The sequence below is a fragment of the Ideonella sp. genome (assembly GCF_041918995.1).
Classification (GTDB): Bacteria; Pseudomonadota; Gammaproteobacteria; order Burkholderiales; family Burkholderiaceae_C; genus Ideonella.
This window is the reverse complement of the sequence record NZ_JAYRUN010000008.1, coordinates 157,421-179,104: the sequence shown is the minus strand read 5'-3', so window position 1 is coordinate 179,104 and position 21,684 is coordinate 157,421. Positions and strand designations below refer to the sequence as shown.

Genomic DNA, 21,684 nt, shown 5'->3' with positions numbered 1-21,684 from the left:
ACGACCCCACCGACGAGGCCGCCCCATGTCCCATCCCCGACTGCTGTGCGCGCTTGGCGCGCTCACCCTCACGCTCGGCGTCGCCCAGGCGGCACCCGGCGCCAAGCCCACCGGCGTGGTGAAGATCCTGGCGCTGAACGACTTCCACGGCCAGCTGGAGTCGCCCGGCACCTTCCGCGCCGATGCCGCTTCCCCCGTGGTGCCCGCCGGCGGCGCAGACTACGCCGCCGGCTACATCGCCGCCGCCCGGGCGGCCAACCCGAACACCGTGGTCGTCTCCGCAGGCGACCTCATCGGCGCCAGCCCGATGGTGTCGGCCTTGTTCCATGACGAGCCCACCATCGAGGCCATGAACCGTGCGGGGCTGGACTTCAACGCGGTCGGCAACCACGAGTTCGACGACGGCAAGGACGAGCTGCAGCGCCTGCAGCGCGGCGGCTGCCACCCCACCGACACGGCCAACTCCTGCCGCGGTGCGGAGGTGGGCACGCCGGTGCCCTTCGAGGGGGCGAAGTTCCGCTTCCTGGCCGCGAACGTGGTGCAGAAGAAGAACGGCAAGACGCTCTTCGCGCCCTACGGCCTGAAGGCCTTCGACATCGGCGGCAAGAAGCTGAAGATGGCCTTCATCGGCATGACGCTGAAGGACACGCCGCAGATCGTCACGCCCTCGGGCGTCAAGGGCCTCGTGTTCCGTGACGAGGCCGAGACGGTGAACGCCCTGGTGCCGCAGCTGCGCGCGCAGGGCGTGGAGTCCATCGTGGTGCTGATCCACCAGGGCGGCACCCAGACCTCGCCGTCGCCGCAGGACATCAACGCCTGCGCCGGCGGGCTCGCCGGCTCGCCGATCAAGGACATCGTGGCGCGGCTGGACGGCGCCGTGGACCTCGTGGTGACCGGCCACAGCCACGCCGCCTACAACTGCGAGCTGCCGCTGGCGTCCGGCCGCCTGGTGCGCGTGACCAGCGCCAACGCGCAGGGACGCGTGCTCACCGACATCGACCTGGCCGTGGACACGGCCACCGGCGACGTCACCGGCGTCACGGCGCTCAACAAGGTGGTCGACCGCAGCAACGCCGCGATCACGCCGAACGCGCAGATCGCGGCCATCGTCGCGGGCTACAAGACCCTGGTCACGCCGATCGCCAACCGCGTCGTCGGCCGCATCACGCGCGACGTGCCCAACACCAAGGACGCCGCCTGCAACATGCCCGCCGGCGAACTGGTGGCCGACGCCCAGCTGGCCGCCACCGAGGCCCCCGAATTCGGCGGCGCCCAGCTCGCGCTGATGAACCCGGGTGGCGTGCGCAGCCCCGGCTTCCAGTACGCCGGCAGCCCGGCGGGCGAGGGCGATGGCGCGGTGACCTATGGCGAGGCCTTCACGGTGCAGCCCTTCGGCAACAGCCTGGTGACGATGACGCTCAGCACGCAGCAGCTGCGCGACACGCTGGAGCAGCAGTTCCCCAACTGCTTCGGCCAGACCAGCTTCGCGCGGGTGCTGCTGCCCTCGGCCGGCCTGCGCTACCACTGGGACGATGCCCAGGCCTGCGGCGCCAAGGTGCGCGAAGCCAGTCTCACCGTGGCGGGTGTCACGCATCCCCTGGTCGTCGCGGGCGCTGTGGTGGACGGCCAGCGCACCTGGCGGGTCACGGTGAACAGCTTCCTGGCCGACGGCGGCGACGCCTTCAGCGTGCTCAAGGGCGGCACCGAGCGCCTGGGCGGCGCCCAGGACCTGGATGCCCTGGAGCGCTACCTGGCGGCCTTCCTGCCGCCGGCCCCGGCCTATGACCCCCTGGCGCCCGGCCTGGGCAAGCCGCGCATCACGCGGGGCGACGCGGGCACGGTCTGCCCCTGAACGGCGGCTTGGGTCCGTCCGCCTTCACTACACTGGGCGGATGGACCTGATTCACCTGGGTGCGCTGCTCGAGCGCGCCGAGCGGGTGCTGGCCCGGCTGGAAGCCGTGCTGCCGCACCCGCCCTCGCCGCCCGACTGGGCCGCCTCCATCGCCTTCCGCTACCGCAAGCGCGCCGGCTCCGGCGTGCTCGAGCCCGTGCGCCATGTCGCCACCGTGCGGCTGGCCGACCTGCAGGAGATCGACGCGCAGAAGGAGCGCCTGGCACGCAACACCGCCCAGTTCGTGCAGGGCGCGGCGGCCAACAACGTGCTGCTCACGGGCGCGCGCGGCACCGGCAAGAGCTCGCTCATCAAGGCCTGCCTCAACGAGTACGCCGCGCAGGGCCTGCGCCTGATCGAGGTGGACAAGGCCGACCTGGTGGACCTGCCCGACCTGATCGACCTGGTGGCCGAGCGGCCCGAGCGCTTCATCGTCTTCTGCGACGACCTGAGCTTCGACGAGGGCGAGCCGGGCTACAAGGCGCTGAAGTCCGTGCTCGATGGCTCGGTGGCCCAGGCGTCGGACAACCTGCTGGTCTATGCCACCAGCAACCGCCGCCACCTGCTGCCCGAGTACATGAAGGACAACCTCAGCTACCAGCACACCGAGGACGGCGAGGTGCATCCCGGCGAGGTGGTGGAAGAGAAGATCTCCCTGTCCGAGCGCTTCGGCCTGTGGATCAGCTTCTATCCCTTCTCGCAGACCGAGTACCTGGCCATCGTGGCGCAGTGGCTGCGTCACCATGGGCTGGACGAGGCACGCATCACCGCCGCCCAGCCGGAAGCGCTGGTCTTCGCGCTCGAGCGCGGTTCGCGTTCCGGGCGCGTGGCCTACCAGTTCGCCCGCGACCTGGCCGGGCGCCTGGCCACTGCCCGGGCGGGGGCGCCGCATGGCTGAGCCCGAACGCACCCCGGTGGACGTGGCGGTGGGCGTGCTGGTCGAGCGCGATGCCGCCGGCCGGGAAGGGCGCTTCCTGCTCACCTCGCGCCCGGTGGGCAAGGTGTACGCCGGCTACTGGGAGTTCCCGGGCGGCAAGATCGAGGCCGGCGAGACCGTGCATGAGGCGCTGGCGCGCGAGCTGCACGAGGAGATCGGCATCACCATCGGCGCCAGCCACCCCTGGCGCGAGCTGGTGATGGACTACCCGCACGCGCGCGTGCGCCTGCACTTCTGCAAGGTGTACGAGTGGACCGGCGCCTTCGAGATGCGCGAGGGGCAGTCCATGGCCTGGGAGAGCCTGCCCGTGGCCAGCCGGCCGGTGCTGCCGGGCACGATCCCGGTGCTGGAATGGTTCGCCGAGGAGAGGGGTCACGCCGGTCCCACCCATGCCGGCTGAGCCCCGCGGCTACACTGCCCGGATGGATTGGCTGGACCATGTGCGCTGGGACCGTGACGGCCTCGTCCCGGTGATCGCCCAGGAGGCGGCGACCGGCGACGTGCTCATGTTCGCCTGGATGAACCGCGAGGCGCTGGCGCGCACGGCCGAGCTGCGCGAGGCCGTGTACTGGAGCCGCTCGCGCCAGCGGCTGTGGCACAAGGGCGAGGAATCCGGCCATGTGCAGCAGGTGCACGAGATCCGGCTCGATTGCGACCAGGACGTCGTGCTGATGAAGGTCACCCAGCGTGGCCATGAGCCGGGCATCGCCTGCCACACCGGCCGCCATAGCTGCTTCTTCGAGCGCCTGGACGGTGACCGCTGGCAGGCGGTGGAGCCGGTGCTCAAGGACCCTGCCGAGATCTACCGTTGAACCCGCCCATGAGCGCCGATTCCCACGACACCCTGCAACGCCTGGCCGAGGTCATCGCCTCGCGCCGCGGCGGTGACCCCGACACGAGCTACGTCGCGCGCCTGTTCCACAAGGGCACGGACGCCATCCTGAAGAAGATCGGCGAGGAGGCCACCGAGACGGTGATGGCGGCCAAGGACGGCGACCCCCAGAAGATCGTCTACGAGGTGGCCGACCTGTGGTTCCACTCGATGATCGCCCTGGCCCAGTTCGGCCTTGGCCCGGCGGATGTGCTGGCTGAGCTCGAGCGGCGCGAGGGCCTGTCGGGCCTGGAGGAGTTCGCCGCCCGGCGGGCGCAACAACGTGAACAAGGAGAATCGCGATGAACGACACGAGCCCCCTGGTGCCCATGGGCGACCCTGGCGCCCAGAAGCTGGCCAGCCTGAAGCAGCTCACGCTCATCATCTATGTGCTCTATGCGCTGGGAGCCTTCATCGGTCTGACGGCCCTCGTCGCCATCATCATCAACTACGTGAAACGCGACGACACCGTGGGCACGATCTACGAAAGCCATTTCACCTGGCAGATCCGCACCTTCTGGTTCGGCCTGCTGTGGGCGATCGTCGGCGGCATCACGGTGATCATCGGCGTCGGGTTCCTCGTGCTGCTGGCGAACTCGGTCTGGCTCATCTACCGCATCGTCAAGGGCTTCCTCTACTGGAACGACGGCAAGGCCATCGGCGTGCCGGCGGCCGCCTGAGACGGCAAGGAGCCCCCGTGAGCGCCGCTGCCCCCGTCTCCGCCGAGTGCATCTTCTGCAAGATCGTCGCCGGCCAGATCCCGGCGAAGAAGGCCTTCGAGGACGAGGACCTGCTCGTCTTCCACGACATCCACCCCTGGGCGCCGGTTCATCTGCTGGTCATTCCCAAGCGGCATATTGCGAGCATGGAGTCCGTCACGCCTGAGGAACAGCCGCTGCTGGGCAAGATGATGGTGCTGGCGCCGCGCCTGATGGCCGAGGCGGGCGTCACCGGCGGCTTCCGGCAGGTCATCAACACCGGCCGCGACGGCGGCCAGGAGGTCTACCACCTCCACATGCATGTCATGGGCGGCCCCCGTCCGTGGCTCAAGGGTTGATCGGGCGCAAGCGGTGAACCGCTGGCGGCCGACCCGACTCATACAATCCTGGATCGATTTTGGAGAGTAGTCATGGGATCGTTCAGCATCTGGCATTGGCTGATCGTGCTGCTGGTGGTCGTGCTGATCTTCGGCACGAAGAAGCTCAAGAACGTCGGCTCGGACCTCGGGTCGGCCGTCAAGGGCTTCAAGGACGGCGTCAAGGGCGGTTCGGAGCCCGAGCCGCCGCTGCCGCCGTCGCAGCAGGTCGCGAACAAGGCCAACGACGCCAACACCGTCGACGTCGAGGCCAAGAACAAGGTCTGACCCTGACCCGGGGCGCCGTCCGGGCGCGGCACCTGCCGGTGCCGTGCCGGGACGGGCTGGGCGTGGGTTGAACCGCAAGCACCGATGATCGACTTCGGTTTCGACAAGATCGCCCTGATCGGCGCCGTGGCGCTGATCGTCATCGGGCCCGAGAAGCTGCCCCGTGTGGCCCGCACCGTCGGCCACCTGGTCGGCAAGGCGCAGCGCTATGTGTCCGAGGTGAAGGCCGAGGTCAACCGTTCCATCGAGCTGGAAGAGCTTCAGAAGATGAAGTCGCAGTTCGAGACGGCGGCGCGCGACGTGGAAACCACCGTGCGCCAGGAGGTGGAGGAGGCCTCCGCCGGCCTGTCGCAGAGCTGGCAGGAAGCCACCGCGGGCCTGGGCAGCGGTGACGCCGCCACCGGCGACGGCGACTTCGCGCCGCCGCCTGTCCACTACCAGCACCCCCGCAAGAACTGGCGGGTGAAACGCTCGGCGATGCCCTCCTGGTACAAGCAGCAGGCCGGTGTGCGCCGGCATGTGCAATCCGGCGCCGCGCGCGTGGCGCGATTCCGGCCGCCCAAGGCGCAACGATGAGCACCGGCACCGAGCCCAAGGACGAACTGGAGGGCACCGAAGCCCCCTTCGTGTCCCACCTGATCGAGCTGCGGGACCGCCTCATCCGCGCCTTGCTGGCCGTGGGTGTGGTGTTCGCCGTGCTGTGCTTCTACCCGTCGCCGTCCGGCCTGTACGACCTGCTCGCCGCGCCGCTGGTGAAGACGCTGCCCCAGGGCGCGACGATGATCGCCACGAACGTCATCTCGCCGTTCCTGGTGCCCGTGAAGATCACGCTCATGGCGGCCTTCCTGGTGGCGCTGCCGGTGGTGCTCTACCAGGTGTGGGCGTTCGTCGCGCCGGGCCTGTACAACCACGAGAAGCGCCTGGTGCTGCCACTGGTGGTGTCCAGCACGGTGCTGTTCTTCGCGGGCGTGGCGTTCTGCTACTACTTCGTGTTCGGGCAGGTGTTCGCCTTCATCCAGAGCTTCGCCCCGAAGAGCATCACGGCGGCGCCGGACATCGAGGCCTACCTGGGCTTCGTGCTCACCATGTTCATCGCCTTCGGCGCCGCGTTCGAGGTGCCGGTGGTGGTGGTGGTGCTGGCGCGCATGGGCATCGTCTCGGTGGAGAAGCTGCGGCAGTTCCGCGGCTACTTCATCGTCGTGGCGTTCATCATCGCGGCCGTGATCACGCCGCCGGACGTGGTGTCCCAGCTGGCGCTGGCCATTCCCATGTGCCTGCTGTACGAAGTGGGCATCCTGGCCGCGGGCCTGTTCATCAAGCACACCCAGGCGCCGGCCTCGGCCGAATGACGCGCCCGGGCTGCGCGCCTCGGCCGTCAGCTGTCAGCCGCTCATTCCGGCAGGCGCTGCTGGGCCGATGCCCGGGGCCGCTGGCCCACCCGCACCGGCAGGTCCACCGTCTTGTCGCCGCGCTGCACGGTGATCACCGTCTCGGCCCGCGGCTTCAGCGCCGCCACGGCGTTCATCAGCTGTGCCGTGTTGCGCACCGCCTGTCCGCCGATGCGGGTGACCACGTCGCCGGGCTTCATGCCGGCGTTGCTGGCCGGACCGTCCTGCAGCACCCCGGTGATGAGCACGCCTTCGGTCACCGGGAGCTTGAAGCTCTCGGCGAACTCCGGGTCCAGGTCCCGCGGCTGCACGCCGATCCAGCCGCGCGTCACCTCGCCGTCCTTGACCAGCCCCTCCATCACCTGCCGCGCCAGGTCCACCGGAATGGCGAAGCCGATGCCCATGCTGCCGCCGCTGCGCGAGTAGATGGCGGTGTTGATCCCCACCAGGTTGCCGTTCACGTCGATCAGCGCGCCGCCCGAGTTGCCCGGGTTGATGGCGGCGTCGGTCTGGATGAAGTTCTCGAAGGTGGACAGTCCCAGGCCTGTGCGGCCGAGCGCACTCACGATGCCGGACGTGACGGTCTGGCCCACGTTGAACGGGTTGCCGATCGCCAGCACCGCGTCGCCCACCTGCAGCTGCTCGATCTGGCCCAGCGTGACCACGGGCAGGCGGTCCATCTGGATCTTCAGCACCGCCATGTCCGTCTCCGGGTCGGTGCCCACCAGCCGGGCCTCCGCCTGGCGGCCATCGGCCAGCCGCACCTGGATGTCGTCGGCGCCTTCGACCACATGGTTGTTGGTCAGCAAGTAGCCTTCGGCCGACACGATGACGCCCGAGCCCAGGCCGATCTGCGGCTCGCGTTGTGCCTGCGGCCCGAAGAAGAAGCGGAACCAGGGGTCGGCGGCGCGCGGGTCGTTCAGCTGCGGCGGGGCCTTGCTGGCCGTGACGCTCACCACGGCGGGGGCCGCACGCTTGGCCGCGGCGGACAGCGGCTGGCTGGGCAGCCGGCCCGTCGCCACCTCCACAGGCACCTGGCCGTCGGACACCGGCACCGCCGGGCCGGCCGGCCGCGTGACGATGGGCCACCCACGGCCCGAGAGCCACTCGGGCTTGAAGGTGCCCACCACGAACAGCACGGCCACCGCCACGGTGACCGTCTGGGAGAATACGAGCCAGATTCTGCGCATGACACCCGACAGGAGTGACGTATCCGATGGCCTCACGAGCCGACGTGGAGAGCTGCCTGAGTGAGCTCCTGGCCCCGGAAGGGTTCAAGGATTATGGGCCGAACGGTCTGCAGGTGGATGGCAGGGCGCAGATTCGTCGCGTCGTCTCAGGCGTGACCGCCAGCCTGGCCTTCATCGACGCCGCCGTGGCCGCCGGCGCCGACATGGTGCTCGTGCACCACGGGCTGTTCTGGCGCGGCCACGACGGCCGGCTGACCGGCTGGCTCAAGACCCGGGTCGAGCGCCTGCTGGCCGCGCAGGTGAACCTGTTCGCCTACCACCTGCCGCTGGATGCGCATGCCAGCCTGGGCAACAACGCCCGCCTGGGCGCGGTGCTGGGCCTGCAGGCCGACGCGCGCTTCGGCGACCAGGCCATCGGCTTCATCGGCCCGGCGCCCGCCGACCTGCGCAGCGCTCCAGCCCTGGCGGCCCGCGTGGCCGAGCGCCTGGGCCGGGCGCCCCTGCTGCTGCCCGGCGACGGCCGGCCCCTGCGGCGGGTGGCGTGGTGCAGCGGCGGGGCGCAGGGCCATTTCGAGGCCGCGATGGCCGCGGGCGCGGACGTCTTCCTCACGGGCGAGGTCTCCGAGCCGCAGGCCCACCTGGCGGCGGAGACCGGCGTGGCCTTCCTCGCCTGCGGCCACCACGCCACCGAGCGCTACGGGGCTCCTGCGGTGGGCGAGCACCTGGCGACAGCGCTCGGGCTGGAACACCGCTTCATCGACATCGACAACCCGGCATGACCCGCCCTCTGCCTCTCGTCCTGACCATGGGCGATCCGTGCGGCATCGGCCCGGAAACCATCGCCCGGGCCGCCGCGGCGGGCGCGCTCGACGACGCACTGGTCTGCGGCAGTGCGCCCGTGATGCGGCGCGCACTGGCGGCGGTGGGCGCCAGGCGCCCCGTCGCGGTGGTGGAGCAGCCGCACGACGCCGCACACGTGCCGCAGGGCGCCCTGGTGGTGTGGCAGCCGCCCGGCCTGGCGCCGGGGCTCGAGGCGCTGCCCTGGGGCCGCGTCAGTGCGGCGGCGGGTGCCGCGGCGGCGCACTGCATCGAGGCCGCCGCGCGGGTCGTCCAGGGCGGCCAGGGCCGCGCGCTCGTCACCGCGCCCATCCACAAGGAGGCGCTGGCCGCCTCGGGCGTGCGCTTCCCGGGCCACACCGAGATGCTGCAGGCCCTGGCCGGCGGCGTGCCGGTGCGCATGATGCTGGCCAATGACGAACTGCGGGTGGTGCTGGTCACCATCCACGTGTCGCTGCGGCGGGCCATCGACCTGCTCGACGAGCCGGGCATCGTGCAGACGCTGCGCATCACTGACGTGGCGCTGCGCCGCTTCGGCATCGCGCAGCCGCGCATTGCCGTGGCGGGCCTCAATCCGCACGCGGGCGAGGGCGGGCTGTTCGGCGACGAGGAGCGCCGCGTGATCGCGCCGGCCATCGCCAGCGCCCGGGCCCTGGGCATCGACGCCACCGGGCCCTATGCGCCCGACACGGTGTTCATGCGCGCCCGGCATGCGCCGGGGCACACGGGCGAGTTCGACGTGGTGGTGGCCATGACGCACGACCACGGGCTCATTCCCGTGAAGTACCTGGGCGTCGAGCAGGGCGTCAACGTGACGCTGGGCCTGCCCTTCGTGCGCACCAGCCCCGACCATGGCACGGCCTTCGACATCGCCGGCCGCGGCGTGGCCGACCCGTCCAGCCTGATCGCGGCCGCCCGGCTGGCCCGCCGCCTGTCGGGCGCCTGAGCCCGGCCGGGCTCAGCCGTCAGCGGCCGCGCAGCGCGTCGCGGATCTCGCGCAGCAGCACCACGTCCTCGGGCGTGGGCTCCGGCGCGGCCAGTGCAGCCGGCGCTTCCTGGCGGCGCTTGAGGCGGTTGATCTGGCGCACCATGATGAAGATGATGAACGCCAGGATCATGAAGTTGAGCGCCACGGTCATGAAGCTGCCGTAGGCGAAGACGGCGCCGGCCTTCCTGGCTTCCGCGAGCGTGGTGGCGGTCTGCCCGGCCAGCGGGATGAAGTAGTTCGAGAAGTCGAGGCCGCCGAAGATGAGCCCGACGAACGGCATGATGACGTCGGCCACCATGGAATCGACGATCTTGCCGAAGGCACCGCCGATGATGACACCGACCGCCAGGTCGATGACGTTGCCCTTCATCGCGAATTCCTTGAACTCGGTCGCGAACCCCATGAGTCTCTCCTTGTGCGTGCGGTCGTGTGGGTGACGCCCCTCCCAGGGCGCCCGCGCAGTATGGCCACTGACGGGCTGATGTCAATTTCGGTGCAAGCAACGTGCACCTCGGCCCGCATGTAAGGCGGCGTCGGTAGTTTCGTCGGCTAAAATGCCCGATTGCCCGGGGCCGGACCTGCCGTGCTCGATCCGAAAGCCCCCGCCAGACTTGCAAGAGCTCAAAGAAGGACCTCCATGAGTGATAACGCGGTGGACCAAGGCAAGCGCACGTGGCTGATCACCACGGGTTGCGCGGGTGCCGTGGGTGGCGTGGCGGCAGCCGTGCCCTTTGTCAGCACCTTTGCCCCGTCGGAGCGCGCCAAGGCGGCCGGCGCCCCGGTGGAGGTGGACATCAGTGCCCTGAAGCCCGGCGAAAAGCTGACCGTCGAATGGCGCGGCAAGCCGGTGTGGATCGTGCGCCGCACGCCCGAACAGGTCGAGGCCCTCAAGACGCTCGACGGCCAGCTGGCCGATCCGGAGTCCAAGCGCAAGGCCTACCCGACCCCCGAGTACGCGCTGAACCCCCACCGCTCCATCAAGCCCGAGTACTTCGTGGCGGTGGGCATCTGCTCGCACCTCGGCTGCTCCCCCTCCGACAAGTTCGCCACCGGCGCGCAGCCTTCGCTGCCGGATGACTGGAAGGGCGGGTTCCTCTGCCCCTGCCACGGTTCGACCTTCGACATGGCCGGCCGCGTCTTCAAGAACAAGCCTGCACCCGACAACCTCGAGGTGCCGCCCCACATGTACCTCTCCGACGCCAAGCTGCTGATCGGCGAGGACAAGAAGGCCTGACGCCCGCCACAAGACCCACGAAAGGCAACCATGGCTGAATTCAAAGTTGCGCCGGCGGGTGCGCCCGCGTCGCAGAAGCTCTCGATCTGGCTGGAGAACCGCTTCCCGACGGCCTTCGAGGAATACAAGAAGCACATGTCGGAGTACTACGCTCCGAAGAACTTCAACTTCTGGTACTTCTTCGGCTCGCTCGCCCTGCTGGTGCTGGTGATCCAGATCGTCACCGGCATCTTCCTGGTCATGCACTACAAGCCCGACGCGTCGCTGAACGCGGCGGGCGTGCCGGTGGCCTTCGCCAGCGTCGAGTACATCATGCGTGATGTGCCCTGGGGCTGGCTGATCCGCTACATGCACTCCACCGGCGCCTCGGCGTTCTTCGTGGTGGTGTACCTGCACATGTTCCGCGGCCTCATGTACGGCTCCTACCGCAAGCCGCGCGAACTGGTCTGGATCTTCGGCTGCGCCATCTTCCTGTGCCTGATGGCCGAGGCCTTCATGGGCTACCTGCTGCCCTGGGGCCAGATGAGCTACTGGGGCGCGCAGGTGATCGTGAACCTGTTCGCCGCCGTGCCGTTCGTCGGCGAGGACCTGGCCCTGCTGATCCGCGGCGACTTCGTCGTGGGCGACGCCACGCTGAACCGCTTCTTCAGCTTCCACGTCATCGCCGTGCCGCTGGTGCTGATCGGCCTGGTGGTGGCCCACCTGCTGGCCCTGCACGACGTCGGGTCCAACAACCCCGACGGCATCGAGATCAAGGCCAAGAAGGACCCCGCCACGGGCAAGCCGCTGGATGGCATCCCCTTCCACCCGTACTACTCGGTGCACGACCTGATGGGCGTGGGCGTCTTCCTGATGTTCTTCTGCGCGGTCGTGTTCTTCGCGCCGGAACTCGGTGGCTACTTCCTCGAGTACAACAACTTCATCCCGGCCGACCCGCTGAAGACGCCGCCGCACATCGCGCCGGTGTGGTACTTCACGCCGTTCTACTCGATGCTGCGCGCCACCACCGACGACATGATCAAGGTGCTGAGCGTGGTGATCGCCGCGGCGGCCGCGCTCGCCGTGCTGCGCGGCCGCTTCGGCGGTCGTGGCAAGCTGGCCGTGCTGGTCGCCTCCGCGGTGGGCATCGTCCTGCTCAACATCTTCGACGCCAAGTTCTGGGGCGTGGTGGTGATGGGCGGCGCGGTCATCATCCTGTTCTTCCTGCCCTGGCTGGACCACAGCCCGGTCAAGTCGATCCGCTACCGTCCGGTCTGGCACAGCGTGGTGTACGGCGTGTTTGTCGTCTTCTTCCTCGTCCTGGGCTACCTGGGCATCCAGCCGCCGTCGGAGATCTTCACCATCGTGTCGCAGGTCGGCACCCTGTTCTACTTCGGCTTCTTCCTGCTGATGCCGTGGTGGAGCCAGCTCGGCACCTTCAAGCCGGTGCCCGAGCGCGTGACCTTCCATCCGCACTGATCGCCCGGCCGGAGAAACCAACATGATGAAGAAACTCATTGCCGGCTGGATGGCCGCCCTGTGCCTCATCGGTGGCGCCCACGCCGCCGGTGGCGGCATCGCCTGGGACAAGTTCCCCGCCGAGCGGCTGACGGACATGGCGGCGCTGCAGAACGGCGCCAAGGTGTTCGTCAACTACTGCCTGAACTGCCATGGCGCGTCCATGGTGCGCTACAACCGCATGCGCGAACTCGGCCTGACGGACGAGCAGATCCGCGACAACCTCATGTTCAGCGCCGAGAAGGTCGGCGAGACCATGCAGGTGGCACTGAACGCCAAGCAGGGCAAGGAATGGTTCGGTGCCGCGCCGCCGGACCTGTCGGTGATCGCCCGCTCGCGCGCCGGCGCCGGCGGCACCGGGGCCGACTACCTCTACACCTACCTGCGCACCTACTACCGCGACGAGACCACCGCCACGGGCTGGAACAACCTGGCCTTCCCCAGCGTGGCCATGCCGCACGTGCTGTGGCAGTGGCAGGGCCAGCAGCGCGCCGTGTACGAGGAGCTGCCCGACCCGCACGATGCCGCCAAGAAGGTGCATCACTTCAAGGGCTTCGAGCAGATCACCCCCGGCAGCATGAGCAAGGCCGAGTACGACAATACCGTCGCCGACCTCGTCGCCTTCCTCACCTGGATGGGCGAGCCGGCGCAGGGCCAGCGGGTCCGTCTGGGAGTGTGGGTGCTGATCTTCCTCGGTGTGTTCACGGTCTTCGCCTGGCGCCTGAATGCCGCCTACTGGAAAGACGTGAAGTGACGCCCGTGTCCGGTGCGGCGCCATGGGCGCCGGCCGGGCCTCGACGCGCAGTGTGCGCCTGACCGGCGCCACTGCGTTTTTGCCTTTATTGCCGATCCGGCAACCGTTCGAAACGCCCTAGCTGCAGGAGCCCGCCATGATGGTGCTTTACTCCGGAACCACCTGTCCCTACTCGCACCGCTGCCGCTTCGTGCTGTTCGAAAAGGGCATGGACTTCGAGATCCGCGACGTCGACCTCTTCGCCAAGCCCGAAGACATCGCGTTGATGAACCCGTACAACGAGGTGCCCATCCTCGTCGAACGCGACCTGATCCTGTACGAGTCGCACATCATCAACGAGTACATCGACGAGCGCTTCCCTCATCCGCAGCTGATGCCGGGTGACCCCGTGGCCCGCGCGCGCGTGCGCCTGTTCCTCTTCAATTTCGAGAAGGAGCTGTTCGCCAACGTGAACATCCTGGAAGGCCGCGGCATCAAGGCCACGGACAAGCAGCTGGAGAAGGCACGTTCGCAGATCCGCGACCGCCTCACCCAGCTGGCGCCCATCTTCCTGAAGAACAAGTTCATGCTGGGCGACGACTTCTCCATGCTGGACGTGGCCATCGCCCCGCTGCTGTGGCGCCTGGACTACTACGGCATCGACCTGTCCAAGAACGCCGCGCCGCTGCTGAAGTACGCCGAGCGCATCTTCTCGCGCCCGGCCTACATCGAGGCGCTGACGCCGTCCGAGAAGGTGATGCGCAAGTAACCCGGCCTGCACCTCGGCCCGCTGCCATGAACGCCACGCCACCGCCGCCTCCGGCGTCGCCCGACAGCCAGGGCACGTCGACCCGCCCGTACCTCATCCGTGCGCTGCACGACTGGTGCACCGACAACGGGTTCACGCCGTACCTCGCGGTGCACGTGGACGGCGCGGTGCAGGTGCCCATGGAGTACGTGAAGAACCACGAGATCGTGCTCAACGTGGGCTTCGAGGCGACCTCCGGCCTCAAGCTGGGCAACGACTTCATCGAGTTCAAGGCGCGCTTCGGCGGCGTGGCGCGGGAGATCATCGTGCCGGTGGACCACGTCGTGGCCATCTACGCCCGCGAGAACGGCCAGGGCATGGCGTTCCCCATGCCGAACGCCGGCGCCGACGGGGCCGCGCCTGGCCCGGCCGCGGCGGACGCGCCGGCAGGCCGCGGCCCGCGTGGCCTGCGCCTGGCCAGTGCGGACGACGAGGGCGGCACACAGCCCGCCGACGCGGCTGACGACACGGCGGCCGCCGCTCGCCCGGAAGGGGCCGCGCCGGAGGGCGACGAGCCGCCGCCCCCGCCGCGCCCCACCCTCAAGCGCGTGAAGTGACGCCTGGGGCGGCCGCCCGCGGGTGCCGCCTAGAATGACGCCACCGCCCTCGCTTGCCGCGGGGGTGGCGCGGGCCGGCTTAGCTCAGCTGGTAGAGCAACCGCCTTGTAAGCGGTAGGTCATCCGTTCGATTCGGATAGCCGGCACCAACCTCACCGACGCTTACGTCCGGTCCGATTGAACCTTGACCCGGACTGCAGTAGGCTTCCACCCTTCGTCGGCCAGCGCCTGTTCGATCTGGGGCAGGCACTGGCGCAGCTTGGCGGCCACGGCGCCGTTCGGCACGACGAGGTTCCATCCCGTGTCGTCCAGCACGCCCGTGCGTACGTGCGGCCGCAGCGCCGCCGGCAGGGCGGGGCGCACCGCAGCCAGGCGCGCCTGAGCCTCCTGCATGCGCTGGAGCAAGTCCGCCAGGGTCGAGTTGGCCGACAGTGCCTCGTGGATCGGGCGCGTGGCCGGCGCGGGCGGGCGGGGAGACGGAGGCGGCGACATCGTCCGAGGAGTGTAACGATGCAGATTCTCATCACCCACGGCGGCCTGGCGCGCACGCGCGTGCTCAGCTTCAGCCGGCTGCAGATGGGCGCGGCCGTGGCCATGGCCGCGGTGGCCCTGCTGCTGCTGTCGGGCGCGGTCTACCACTTCGTCTTCCTGAAGGCCGCGCGCGAGGGCTGGCCGGTGGTCAGCCAGCTGGTGCGCCTGGTGGTGCGCGACGAGATCGCGCAGCGCGAGCAGGTCATGCAGATGAACCTCGACGCCATGGCGCGCAAGGTGGGCGAGATGCAGGCGCGCATCGTCGAGCTGGAGGCCGTGGGCGAACGGGTCAGCGGCCTGGCCGGCGTGCGGCCCGAGGACCTGCCGTCGGCCCGGGCGGCCTCCGCACCGGCGGCCACGCTCCCGGCCGCCCAGGCCGGCCAGGGCGGCCCCTACCTGCCGCTGCAACACACCAGCCTGGAGCAGCTGCAGGCGCAGCTGAGTGCGCTAGAAACCTGGGCCGACCAGCACGCGGACCTGCTCACCCTGGCTGAATCCCGCCTGTTCGAGAGTCGCCTGTCCTCGCTGCTGGTGCCGAGCTCTCCGCCCGTGGACGCCCCCGTGGGCTCTGGCTTCGGCTTCCGCAGCGACCCCTTCACCGGCCGGCCGGCGCTGCACACGGGGCTCGATTTCTCCGCCGATCCCGGCACGCCCATCCATGCGGCGGCGGGCGGGGTGGTGGTGTCCACCGACATGCACCCGCAGTACGGCCGCCTGCTGGAGATCGACCATGGCAACGGGCTGACCACCCGTTATGCCCACACCCAGCGCATCCTGGTGAAGACCGGCGACATCGTCAAGCGCGGCCAGCGCGTGGCCGAGGTCGGCTCCAGCGGTCGTTCTACCGGGCCGCACCTGCACTTCGAGGTGCTGCTCGACGGCGTCATGCAGAACCCGGCCAAGTTCCTCGGCCAGCGCGCCGCGCCCCCGGCTGTCGCCGCGGCCACGGCCCGGCGCTGAGGTCCGTGGTGCACCCACCCCGGGTGCTAAACTGCCGCGCTTTCGCGCCCGGCGGTCCCGGGCGCCGTGGCCTGCGCGGCGCCCTGCTTGCAATCGCGCCGCCCGGCCTCATGTGCTGCGCACCGCACGAGCGCACCACCCGAGGCGCACCGCAGCGCGCCGTGCGCGCCGCGCCCGCCACCCCACCATTCGCCACATCGCCGCATGTTGCCCAAGCTCCTGACCCAGATTTTCGGCAGTCGCAACGACCGCCTGCTCAAAGGCTATCGCCGCACGGTCGAGACGATCAACGCGCTGGAGTCGGGACTGGCCTCGCTGGACGATGCCGCGCTGCAGGGCAAGACGGCCGAGTTCCGCCAGCGCCTGGCGCAAGGCGAGCCACTGGACGACCTCCTGCCCGAGGCGTTCGCCGTGGTGCGCGAGGCCGGCAAGCGCGCCCTGCGCATGCGGCACTTCGACGTGCAGCTGCTGGGCGGCATGTCGCTGCACGCGGGCAAGATCGCCGAGATGCGCACCGGCGAAGGCAAGACGCTGATGGCCACGCTGCCCGTCTACCTGAATGCACTGCCCGGCAAGGGCGTGCATGTGGTGACGGTGAACGACTACCTCGCGCGGCGTGACGCCGAGTGGATGGGCCGGCTCTACAACTTCCTCGGCCTGAGCGTGGGCGTGAACGTCCCCGGCATGGACCGCGCCGAGAAGCAGGCCGCCTATGCCGCCGACATCACCTACGGCACCAACAACGAGTTCGGGTTCGACTACCTGCGCGACAACATGGTCCACGAGCTGGGCGACCGCGTGCAGCGCGGCCTGGCCTATGCCATCGTGGACGAGGTCGACTCCATCCTGATCGACGAGGCCCGCACGCCGCTGATCATCAGCGGCCAGGCCGAGGACCACACCGAGCTGTACCTGCGCATCGACGGGGTGGTGCCGCAGCTGAAGAAGCAGATCGGCGAGGCGGATCCGCGCACCGGCGAGGGCGTGATCGAGCCGGGCGACTTCACGGTGGACGAGAAGAGCCACCAGGTGTTCCTCACCGAGCAGGGCCACGAGCACGCCGAGGCCATCCTGTCCCAGGCCGGCCTGCTGGCCGAGGGTGCGAGCCTGTACGACCCCGCGAACATCACGCTGATGCACCACGTGTACGCGGCGCTGCGGGCCCACCACCTGTTCCACCGTGACCAGCACTACGTGGTGCAGAACGGCGAGGTGGTCATCGTCGACGAGTTCACGGGCCGCCTGATGACGGGCCGGCGCTGGTCCGACGGCCTGCACCAGGCCGTGGAGGCGAAGGAACGCGTGGCGATCCAGAGCGAGAACCAGACGCTCGCCTCGATCACCTTCCAGAACTACTTCCGCATGTACGGCAAGCTCGGCGGCATGACCGGCACCGCCGACACCGAGGCCTACGAGTTCCAGGAGATCTACGGCCTGGAGACGGTGGTCATCCCGCCCAACCGGCCCACGATCCGCAAGGACGAGCTGGACCTCGTCTACAAGACCTCGCGCGAGAAGTACGACGCCGTGGTGGCCGACATCCGCAGCTGCCACGAACGCGGCCAGCCGGTGCTGGTGGGCACCACCTCCATCGAGAACTCCGAGCTGGTCTCGGCGCTGCTCACCAAGGCCAAGCTGCCGCACCAGGTGCTCAACGCCAAGCAGCACGCCAAGGAGGCGGAAATCGTCGCCCAGGCCGGCCGCCCGGGCGTGATCACCATCGCCACCAACATGGCCGGCCGCGGCACCGACATCGTGCTGGGCGGCAACGTCGAGAAGCAGATCCAGTTCCTGGAGGCCGACGAGTCCGTGCCGGCCGACGAGAAGGCGCGCCGCATCCAGCAGCTCAAGGACGAGTGGCAGGGCCTGCACGACAAGGTGAAGGCCGAAGGCGGCCTGCGCATCATCGCCACCGAGCGGCACGAGAGCCGCCGCATCGACAACCAGCTGCGTGGCCGCTCGGGCCGCCAGGGCGACCCCGGCGCCTCGCGCTTCTACCTGTCGCTCGAAGACCCGCTGATGCGCATCTTCGCCGGCGACCGCGTCAAGGCCATCATGGAGCGGCTGAAGATGCCCGAGGGCGAGGCCATCGAGGCCGGCATCGTCTCGCGCTCCATCGAATCCGCGCAGCGCAAGGTCGAGGCCCGCAACTTCGACATCCGCAAGCAGCTGCTCGAGTACGACGACGTCAGCAACGACCAGCGCAAGGTCATCTACCAGCAGCGCAACGAGATCCTCGAGGCCGGTTCGCTGATCGAGCAGATCACCAACCTGCGCCGCGCCACCATGACCGACGTCGTGCGCACCTTCGTGCCGGCCGAGAGCCTGGAAGAACAGTGGGATCTGCCGGCGCTGGAGAAGGTGCTGCGCGAGGAGTGGCAGCTCGAGGTGGCGCTGCAGGCCATGGTGGAGGGCAGCGATTCCGTCACCGACGACGACATCCTGGCCAAGGTGCTCGATGCCGCTGACGCCGCGTTCCAGCACAAGCTGGACATCGTGGGCGAGGAGCAGTTCACCCCGTTCATGCGCATGGTGCTGCTGCAGGCGATGGACAGCCACTGGCGCGAGCACCTGGCCGCGCTGGACTACCTGCGCCAGGGCATCCACCTGCGCGGCTATGCGCAGAAGAACCCGAAGCAGGAGTACAAGCGCGAGGCCTTCGAGCTCTTCGCCCAGCTGCTCGACGTGGTGAAGATGGAAGTCACCCGCGTGCTGATGACCGTGCGCATCCAGACCCAGGAGCAGGTGAGCCAGGCGGCCGAGGCCATCGAGGACCGCGCCGAGCGCATCGCCAACGTCACCTACACCCATCCCAACGAGGACGGCAGCGTCAGCAGCGAGGCCGACCCCGCCACGCTGGCCGACGAGGTGCCGCGCGTGGGCCGCAACGACCCCTGCCCCTGTGGCAGCGGCAAGAAGTACAAGGCCTGCCACGGGCGGCTGAGCTGATCGGCCGGGCGCCGGCCCACGACCGCGCCCGCGCATGGAACGACGCACGCTCATCCAGGCGCCACGCGAGCTGCACACGCCGCGGCTGCGCCTGGTGTGGCCGGTGCCCGAGGTGGCGGCCCCGTTCGCCGAGTCGCTCAACGCGTCCCTGCCCGCCCTGCGCTTCATCCACTGGGGCCAGCACGCCGTGGACAGGGCCTGGGCCGAGCGCTTCTGCGAAGGCGGCCGCGCCCTGGTGAACGAGGGCGACTGCCTGATCTTCCACGCCCTGCGGCGCGACGACGGTGCCCACGTGGGCCGCATCGACCTGCACAGCTTCGACTTCCACACGCCCCGGGCGGAGATCGGCTACGTGGGCGATGTGCGCCAGTCCGGCCAGGGCCTCATGCGCGAGGCGGTGCGCGCGGTCATGGACCTGGGCTTCTCGCTCGGCCTGGTGCGCATCGAGGCGATCTCGGAGGTGGACAACACCCGGGCCCTGCACTTCGCCGAGCACGCGCTGGGCATGGTGCGGGAGGGCCGCCTGCACCACCGCGAGCGCGACGCCCAGGGCCGGCTGTGCGACCAGTGGATGTTCGCTGCGCTTGCGCCCGTGCCCTCGTCGGCACCGCAGGGCGCTGCCGCTTCAGCCTGAGGACGCGGCCTCGGCGCGGTCGACCGCGAGGTAGCGGGTGCTCGGGCCCTTGCCCGTCTGCAGCAGCAGCCCGCGTTCGGCCAGCAGCCCCAGGTGCTTGGAGGCCGTGGCCAGGCTGACCTGGGCCACCTCGGCATAGGCGCTCTTCTGGATGCTGCCGTGCGTCAGCAGATGCGCCAGCACCGCCTGGCGCCGGCCGTCGGCGAGCAGGTCGTGGGCGGCCTGCTGCCAGTCCTGCGCCAGCCGCTGCTCGCGCGTGAGGCCGCGTTCGAAGGCGCGCCGCACCGCCTCCAGCTCGCCCACCAGATCCGGCCCGGCGCCGTGCGGCGCGAGCAGGGACAACGCCGCCTCCCGCTCGCGGGCCGCGATGGTGGCGTAGTGCCGGGCGATGGCCAGGTGCAGCCGCGCCCGGTCGGCCGCGGGCGCCGGCACGGCCAGCTGGCGGCGCAGGCGATCCACCTCGGCCATCTCCTCGAAATGCGCCGCATGCTCGGCGGGCAGCAGCCGGTCGATGGAACCCGTGTCGCCGAGGACGTCGCGCTTGAGCACGCGGCCCGCCTCGGCAAGCCCGGGCGTCCCTTCCTCGGCGCCGATGCGCATCGCCAGCACGGCATGCCGGTCGCCTGCCAGTTCGTCGACGGGGTCGCCGTCCTGCTGGAAGCGCTTGTAGTGCGCCTCGGCGAGGTTGTAGTGGGTCACGCCCAGCCGCGACCGCAGATCCGCCCGTTCGGCCAGCGCCAGGCTGGCCTGGTAGGCGCGGATCGCGTCGTCGTAGCGGCCCTCGAAGTAGTAGGCCACGCCCAGGTTGCCGTGGGCGCACACCAGCATCTCCGGTTCCACCGCCAGGTGGCGAGCGGCTTCCAGCACCCGCTCGCCATACTCGGTGGCGCGGCCGAACTCGCGGGTCTCCCCGTAGAGCAGGCTGAGGTTGAGGTAGGCGGTGAGCTCGCTGCGACGGTGGCCGCGGCGCTGCGCGATGTTGAGCGCGCGTTGCTGGTGCTCCAGGGCCCGCCGCAGCTCGCCGGCGCGTCGCCAGTACTCGCCCCAGGTCTGCTCGACGTCGCCCAGCACGTCGTCCGGCAGGCGGGCAGCCTGCCGCAGGCGTTCCGCGCGGTCCAGCAGGTCGCGCGCGCGCGGGTCCTTGCGCCGCATGTGCAGCCACGCCATGCGCACGAAGGCGGTGGCCTGCTGGGCGGCGGCGGTCTGCGCGTCGGCGGGCGATTCGGCGCTGGGTCGGGCTTCCCGCGCGGCGTCCTCGAAGCACGCGAGCGAGCGGTCGGCATCGCGCGATTCATGGAACCGGCCCAGCGCCAGGAACACCCGCGCCAGCTGTCCGGCTGCGGGGTGGGCATGCGCCAGCCGCAGCGCCTGCTGCAGGTGCGACAGCTCCTGCTCCTCGTTGCCGTGGTGGCGCCAGACGTCGGCGCGGCCCAGCGCCAGCAGCACCTGCTGCCCCGGCGTGAGCGTCATGGACTGCTCCACCCGCTGCAACAGCGCCATGACCTCGGGCACGTTCGCCGCCGTCAGGGTGTCGTGCTCCAGGGCCTGCAGGACCAGCCCGATGTCCGCCGCGCACAGCCCATGCCAGAGCGCACTGGCCACCCGCCCCCGCTGCAGCGCAGCGGCAGCCTGGGCGCCGTGCCAGGCCGGCCAGCCCTGCGCAGGTACCGGCCCATCGTGCAGGTGCGACGTGGCGGCCTCGCGCAGGCGCAGGCGCTCGGGCGCGGGCGGGCGCTCGAGCAGCGTGTCGGCGAGTTGGCGCTTGCCCTTGTCCACGTAGCGGTAGAAGGTGCTGGCCCCCACGGACCACAGGCCGCAGAGGTTGTCGGCCGGCGATTCGTCCGGACCGCGCCGGTAGCGCCCGGAAAAGGCCGGCACGGGCAGCAGGCCGCAGTGGCAGGCCAGGGCCAGGAAGGGCCGCCAGCTCGTGCGCGAGACCCAGGCGTCCTCGTCGATGCCTTCGAAGCCGGTCCCGCCGTCGGGGCGCAGGCGCGAGAGCACGGCGCCCAGTGCGAGCTGCATGGCCAGGGCATGCGACTGCTCGGCGGGCAGGGCGTCCGCCAGGGTGTCGAGTGCCGGGGCGAGCTCGCGCGCGGCCAGCCAGGCGCACAGGCGCGGGTGCGCGCGTGGCCACAAGCCCAGGCGACCCTCCCGGCAGTCCGACAGGAGGGCTTCCAGCACGCCGCCCACGGCGGCGGCAGAAGGGTGGGCGCGGGGGCTGGGCATGCGGCTCGGACTTCAAACTGGGGAGCGGGGACCCGGCCCGACCGGGCCGCACGACGCTGTTCGCAGCGGATCGTCGGCGCATCGTCTGGC

Annotated in this window: 24 protein-coding genes and 1 tRNA gene; 21 read left to right on the top strand and 4 right to left on the bottom strand. The window is 70.1% G+C overall.

The features are described 5' to 3' along the window. The first annotated feature begins 25 nt into the window (after positions 1-25). The 10 genes from ACE3UN_RS09465 (at position 26) to tatC (ending at position 6,411) form a co-directional block, all read left to right on the top strand. Complete coding sequence (locus tag ACE3UN_RS09465) at positions 26-1,852, top strand: bifunctional UDP-sugar hydrolase/5'-nucleotidase (protein WP_374674683.1); 1,827 nt, start codon at positions 26-28, stop codon at positions 1,850-1,852. A gap of 40 nt (positions 1,853-1,892) precedes the next feature. Further along, complete coding sequence (locus ACE3UN_RS09460) at positions 1,893-2,789, top strand: ATP-binding protein (RefSeq protein WP_374674682.1); 897 nt, start codon at positions 1,893-1,895, stop codon at positions 2,787-2,789. Continuing rightward, on the top strand, positions 2,782-3,228 hold the full coding sequence (locus tag ACE3UN_RS09455; protein WP_374674681.1) for an NUDIX domain-containing protein: 447 nt from the start codon (positions 2,782-2,784) through the stop codon (positions 3,226-3,228). The genes ACE3UN_RS09460 and ACE3UN_RS09455 overlap by 8 nt, the downstream gene beginning before the upstream one ends. Positions 3,229-3,250: 22 nt before the next feature. After that, entirely contained in the window at positions 3,251-3,640 is a 390-nt protein-coding gene (hisI, locus tag ACE3UN_RS09450; RefSeq protein ID WP_374674680.1) for a phosphoribosyl-AMP cyclohydrolase, read from the top strand. Between the two features lie 8 nt (positions 3,641-3,648). Further along, positions 3,649-4,005, top strand: coding sequence for a phosphoribosyl-ATP diphosphatase (locus ACE3UN_RS09445; RefSeq protein ID WP_374674679.1), 357 nt, complete (start codon positions 3,649-3,651; stop codon positions 4,003-4,005). Next, positions 4,002-4,379, top strand: a complete 378-nt coding sequence (locus tag ACE3UN_RS09440) for a DUF4870 family protein (RefSeq protein ID WP_374674678.1) — start codon at positions 4,002-4,004, stop codon at positions 4,377-4,379. Before ACE3UN_RS09445 ends, ACE3UN_RS09440 begins: the two co-directional genes overlap by 4 nt. Before the next feature lie 17 nt (positions 4,380-4,396). Further along, on the top strand, positions 4,397-4,756 hold the full coding sequence (locus ACE3UN_RS09435; RefSeq protein ID WP_374674677.1) for a histidine triad nucleotide-binding protein: 360 nt from the start codon (positions 4,397-4,399) through the stop codon (positions 4,754-4,756). A gap of 72 nt (positions 4,757-4,828) precedes the next feature. After that, complete coding sequence (tatA, locus tag ACE3UN_RS09430; RefSeq protein WP_374674676.1) at positions 4,829-5,062, top strand: Sec-independent protein translocase subunit TatA; 234 nt, start codon at positions 4,829-4,831, stop codon at positions 5,060-5,062. Between the two features lie 84 nt (positions 5,063-5,146). After that, positions 5,147-5,638, top strand: coding sequence for a Sec-independent protein translocase protein TatB (tatB, locus tag ACE3UN_RS09425; RefSeq protein ID WP_374674675.1), 492 nt, complete (start codon positions 5,147-5,149; stop codon positions 5,636-5,638). Further along, positions 5,635-6,411: a twin-arginine translocase subunit TatC gene (gene tatC / locus ACE3UN_RS09420; RefSeq protein ID WP_374674674.1), complete on the top strand. Its 777-nt coding sequence runs from the start codon at positions 5,635-5,637 to the stop codon at positions 6,409-6,411. Before tatB ends, tatC begins: the two co-directional genes overlap by 4 nt. 41 nt (positions 6,412-6,452) lie before the next feature. On the opposite strand, the gene ACE3UN_RS09415 is transcribed toward tatC, so the two are convergent. Next, positions 6,453-7,640: a trypsin-like peptidase domain-containing protein gene (locus ACE3UN_RS09415; RefSeq protein ID WP_374674673.1), complete on the bottom strand. Its 1,188-nt coding sequence runs from the start codon at positions 7,638-7,640 to the stop codon at positions 6,453-6,455. 26 nt (positions 7,641-7,666) lie between these two features. Between ACE3UN_RS09415 and ACE3UN_RS09410 the strand changes: the two genes are divergently transcribed. Both ACE3UN_RS09410 and pdxA read left to right on the top strand, forming a co-directional pair. Beyond that, the gene (locus ACE3UN_RS09410) at positions 7,667-8,419 is read left to right on the top strand and encodes a Nif3-like dinuclear metal center hexameric protein (protein WP_374674672.1); all 753 of its coding nucleotides are present in this window, start codon (positions 7,667-7,669) and stop codon (positions 8,417-8,419) included. Continuing rightward, complete coding sequence (gene pdxA, locus ACE3UN_RS09405) at positions 8,416-9,423, top strand: 4-hydroxythreonine-4-phosphate dehydrogenase PdxA (RefSeq protein ID WP_374674671.1); 1,008 nt, start codon at positions 8,416-8,418, stop codon at positions 9,421-9,423. Before ACE3UN_RS09410 ends, pdxA begins: the two co-directional genes overlap by 4 nt. Before the next feature lie 19 nt (positions 9,424-9,442). Here pdxA and mscL read toward each other — a convergent pair whose 3' ends face one another. Then, complete coding sequence (gene mscL, locus ACE3UN_RS09400; protein ID WP_374674670.1) at positions 9,443-9,868, bottom strand: large conductance mechanosensitive channel protein MscL; 426 nt, start codon at positions 9,866-9,868, stop codon at positions 9,443-9,445. Between the two features lie 234 nt (positions 9,869-10,102). Between mscL and petA the strand changes: the two genes are divergently transcribed. From petA to ACE3UN_RS09370, 6 genes are all read left to right on the top strand, one after another. Further along, the gene (petA, locus tag ACE3UN_RS09395) at positions 10,103-10,699 is read left to right on the top strand and encodes a ubiquinol-cytochrome c reductase iron-sulfur subunit (RefSeq protein ID WP_374674669.1); all 597 of its coding nucleotides are present in this window, start codon (positions 10,103-10,105) and stop codon (positions 10,697-10,699) included. Positions 10,700-10,729: 30 nt separating this feature from the next. Continuing rightward, entirely contained in the window at positions 10,730-12,157 is a 1,428-nt protein-coding gene (locus ACE3UN_RS09390; RefSeq protein WP_374674668.1) for a cytochrome bc complex cytochrome b subunit, read from the top strand. 25 nt (positions 12,158-12,182) lie between these two features. Then, complete coding sequence (locus ACE3UN_RS09385) at positions 12,183-12,950, top strand: cytochrome c1 (RefSeq protein WP_374674705.1); 768 nt, start codon at positions 12,183-12,185, stop codon at positions 12,948-12,950. Between the two features lie 136 nt (positions 12,951-13,086). Beyond that, positions 13,087-13,698, top strand: coding sequence for a glutathione S-transferase N-terminal domain-containing protein (locus ACE3UN_RS09380; RefSeq protein WP_374674667.1), 612 nt, complete (start codon positions 13,087-13,089; stop codon positions 13,696-13,698). Positions 13,699-13,724: 26 nt separating this feature from the next. Beyond that, positions 13,725-14,294: a ClpXP protease specificity-enhancing factor gene (locus tag ACE3UN_RS09375; RefSeq protein ID WP_374674666.1), complete on the top strand. Its 570-nt coding sequence runs from the start codon at positions 13,725-13,727 to the stop codon at positions 14,292-14,294. A 73-nt stretch (positions 14,295-14,367) separates the two neighbouring features. Next, positions 14,368-14,443: transfer RNA gene (locus ACE3UN_RS09370), tRNA-Thr, on the top strand. 13 nt (positions 14,444-14,456) lie between these two features. Here the strand turns inward: ACE3UN_RS09370 and ACE3UN_RS09365 are convergent. Beyond that, positions 14,457-14,699, bottom strand: a complete 243-nt coding sequence (locus tag ACE3UN_RS09365; RefSeq protein ID WP_374674665.1) for a hypothetical protein — start codon at positions 14,697-14,699, stop codon at positions 14,457-14,459. A gap of 105 nt (positions 14,700-14,804) precedes the next feature. On the opposite strand from ACE3UN_RS09365, the gene ACE3UN_RS09360 reads away from it, so the two are divergent. From ACE3UN_RS09360 to ACE3UN_RS09350, 3 genes are all read left to right on the top strand, one after another. Then, positions 14,805-15,785 carry a peptidoglycan DD-metalloendopeptidase family protein gene (locus tag ACE3UN_RS09360; RefSeq protein WP_374674664.1) on the top strand — a complete coding sequence of 327 codons (981 nt, stop codon included), beginning with the start codon at positions 14,805-14,807 and terminating at the stop codon, positions 15,783-15,785. Between the two features lie 204 nt (positions 15,786-15,989). Then, positions 15,990-18,734, top strand: a complete 2,745-nt coding sequence (secA, locus tag ACE3UN_RS09355; RefSeq protein WP_374674663.1) for a preprotein translocase subunit SecA — start codon at positions 15,990-15,992, stop codon at positions 18,732-18,734. Between the two features lie 34 nt (positions 18,735-18,768). Continuing rightward, positions 18,769-19,368 carry a GNAT family N-acetyltransferase gene (locus ACE3UN_RS09350; protein ID WP_374674662.1) on the top strand — a complete coding sequence of 200 codons (600 nt, stop codon included), beginning with the start codon at positions 18,769-18,771 and terminating at the stop codon, positions 19,366-19,368. Here the strand turns inward: ACE3UN_RS09350 and ACE3UN_RS09345 are convergent. Then, complete coding sequence (locus ACE3UN_RS09345) at positions 19,360-21,594, bottom strand: tetratricopeptide repeat protein (protein ID WP_374674661.1); 2,235 nt, start codon at positions 21,592-21,594, stop codon at positions 19,360-19,362. The genes ACE3UN_RS09350 and ACE3UN_RS09345 overlap by 9 nt on opposite strands. Between the last annotated feature and the right edge of the window lie 90 nt (positions 21,595-21,684).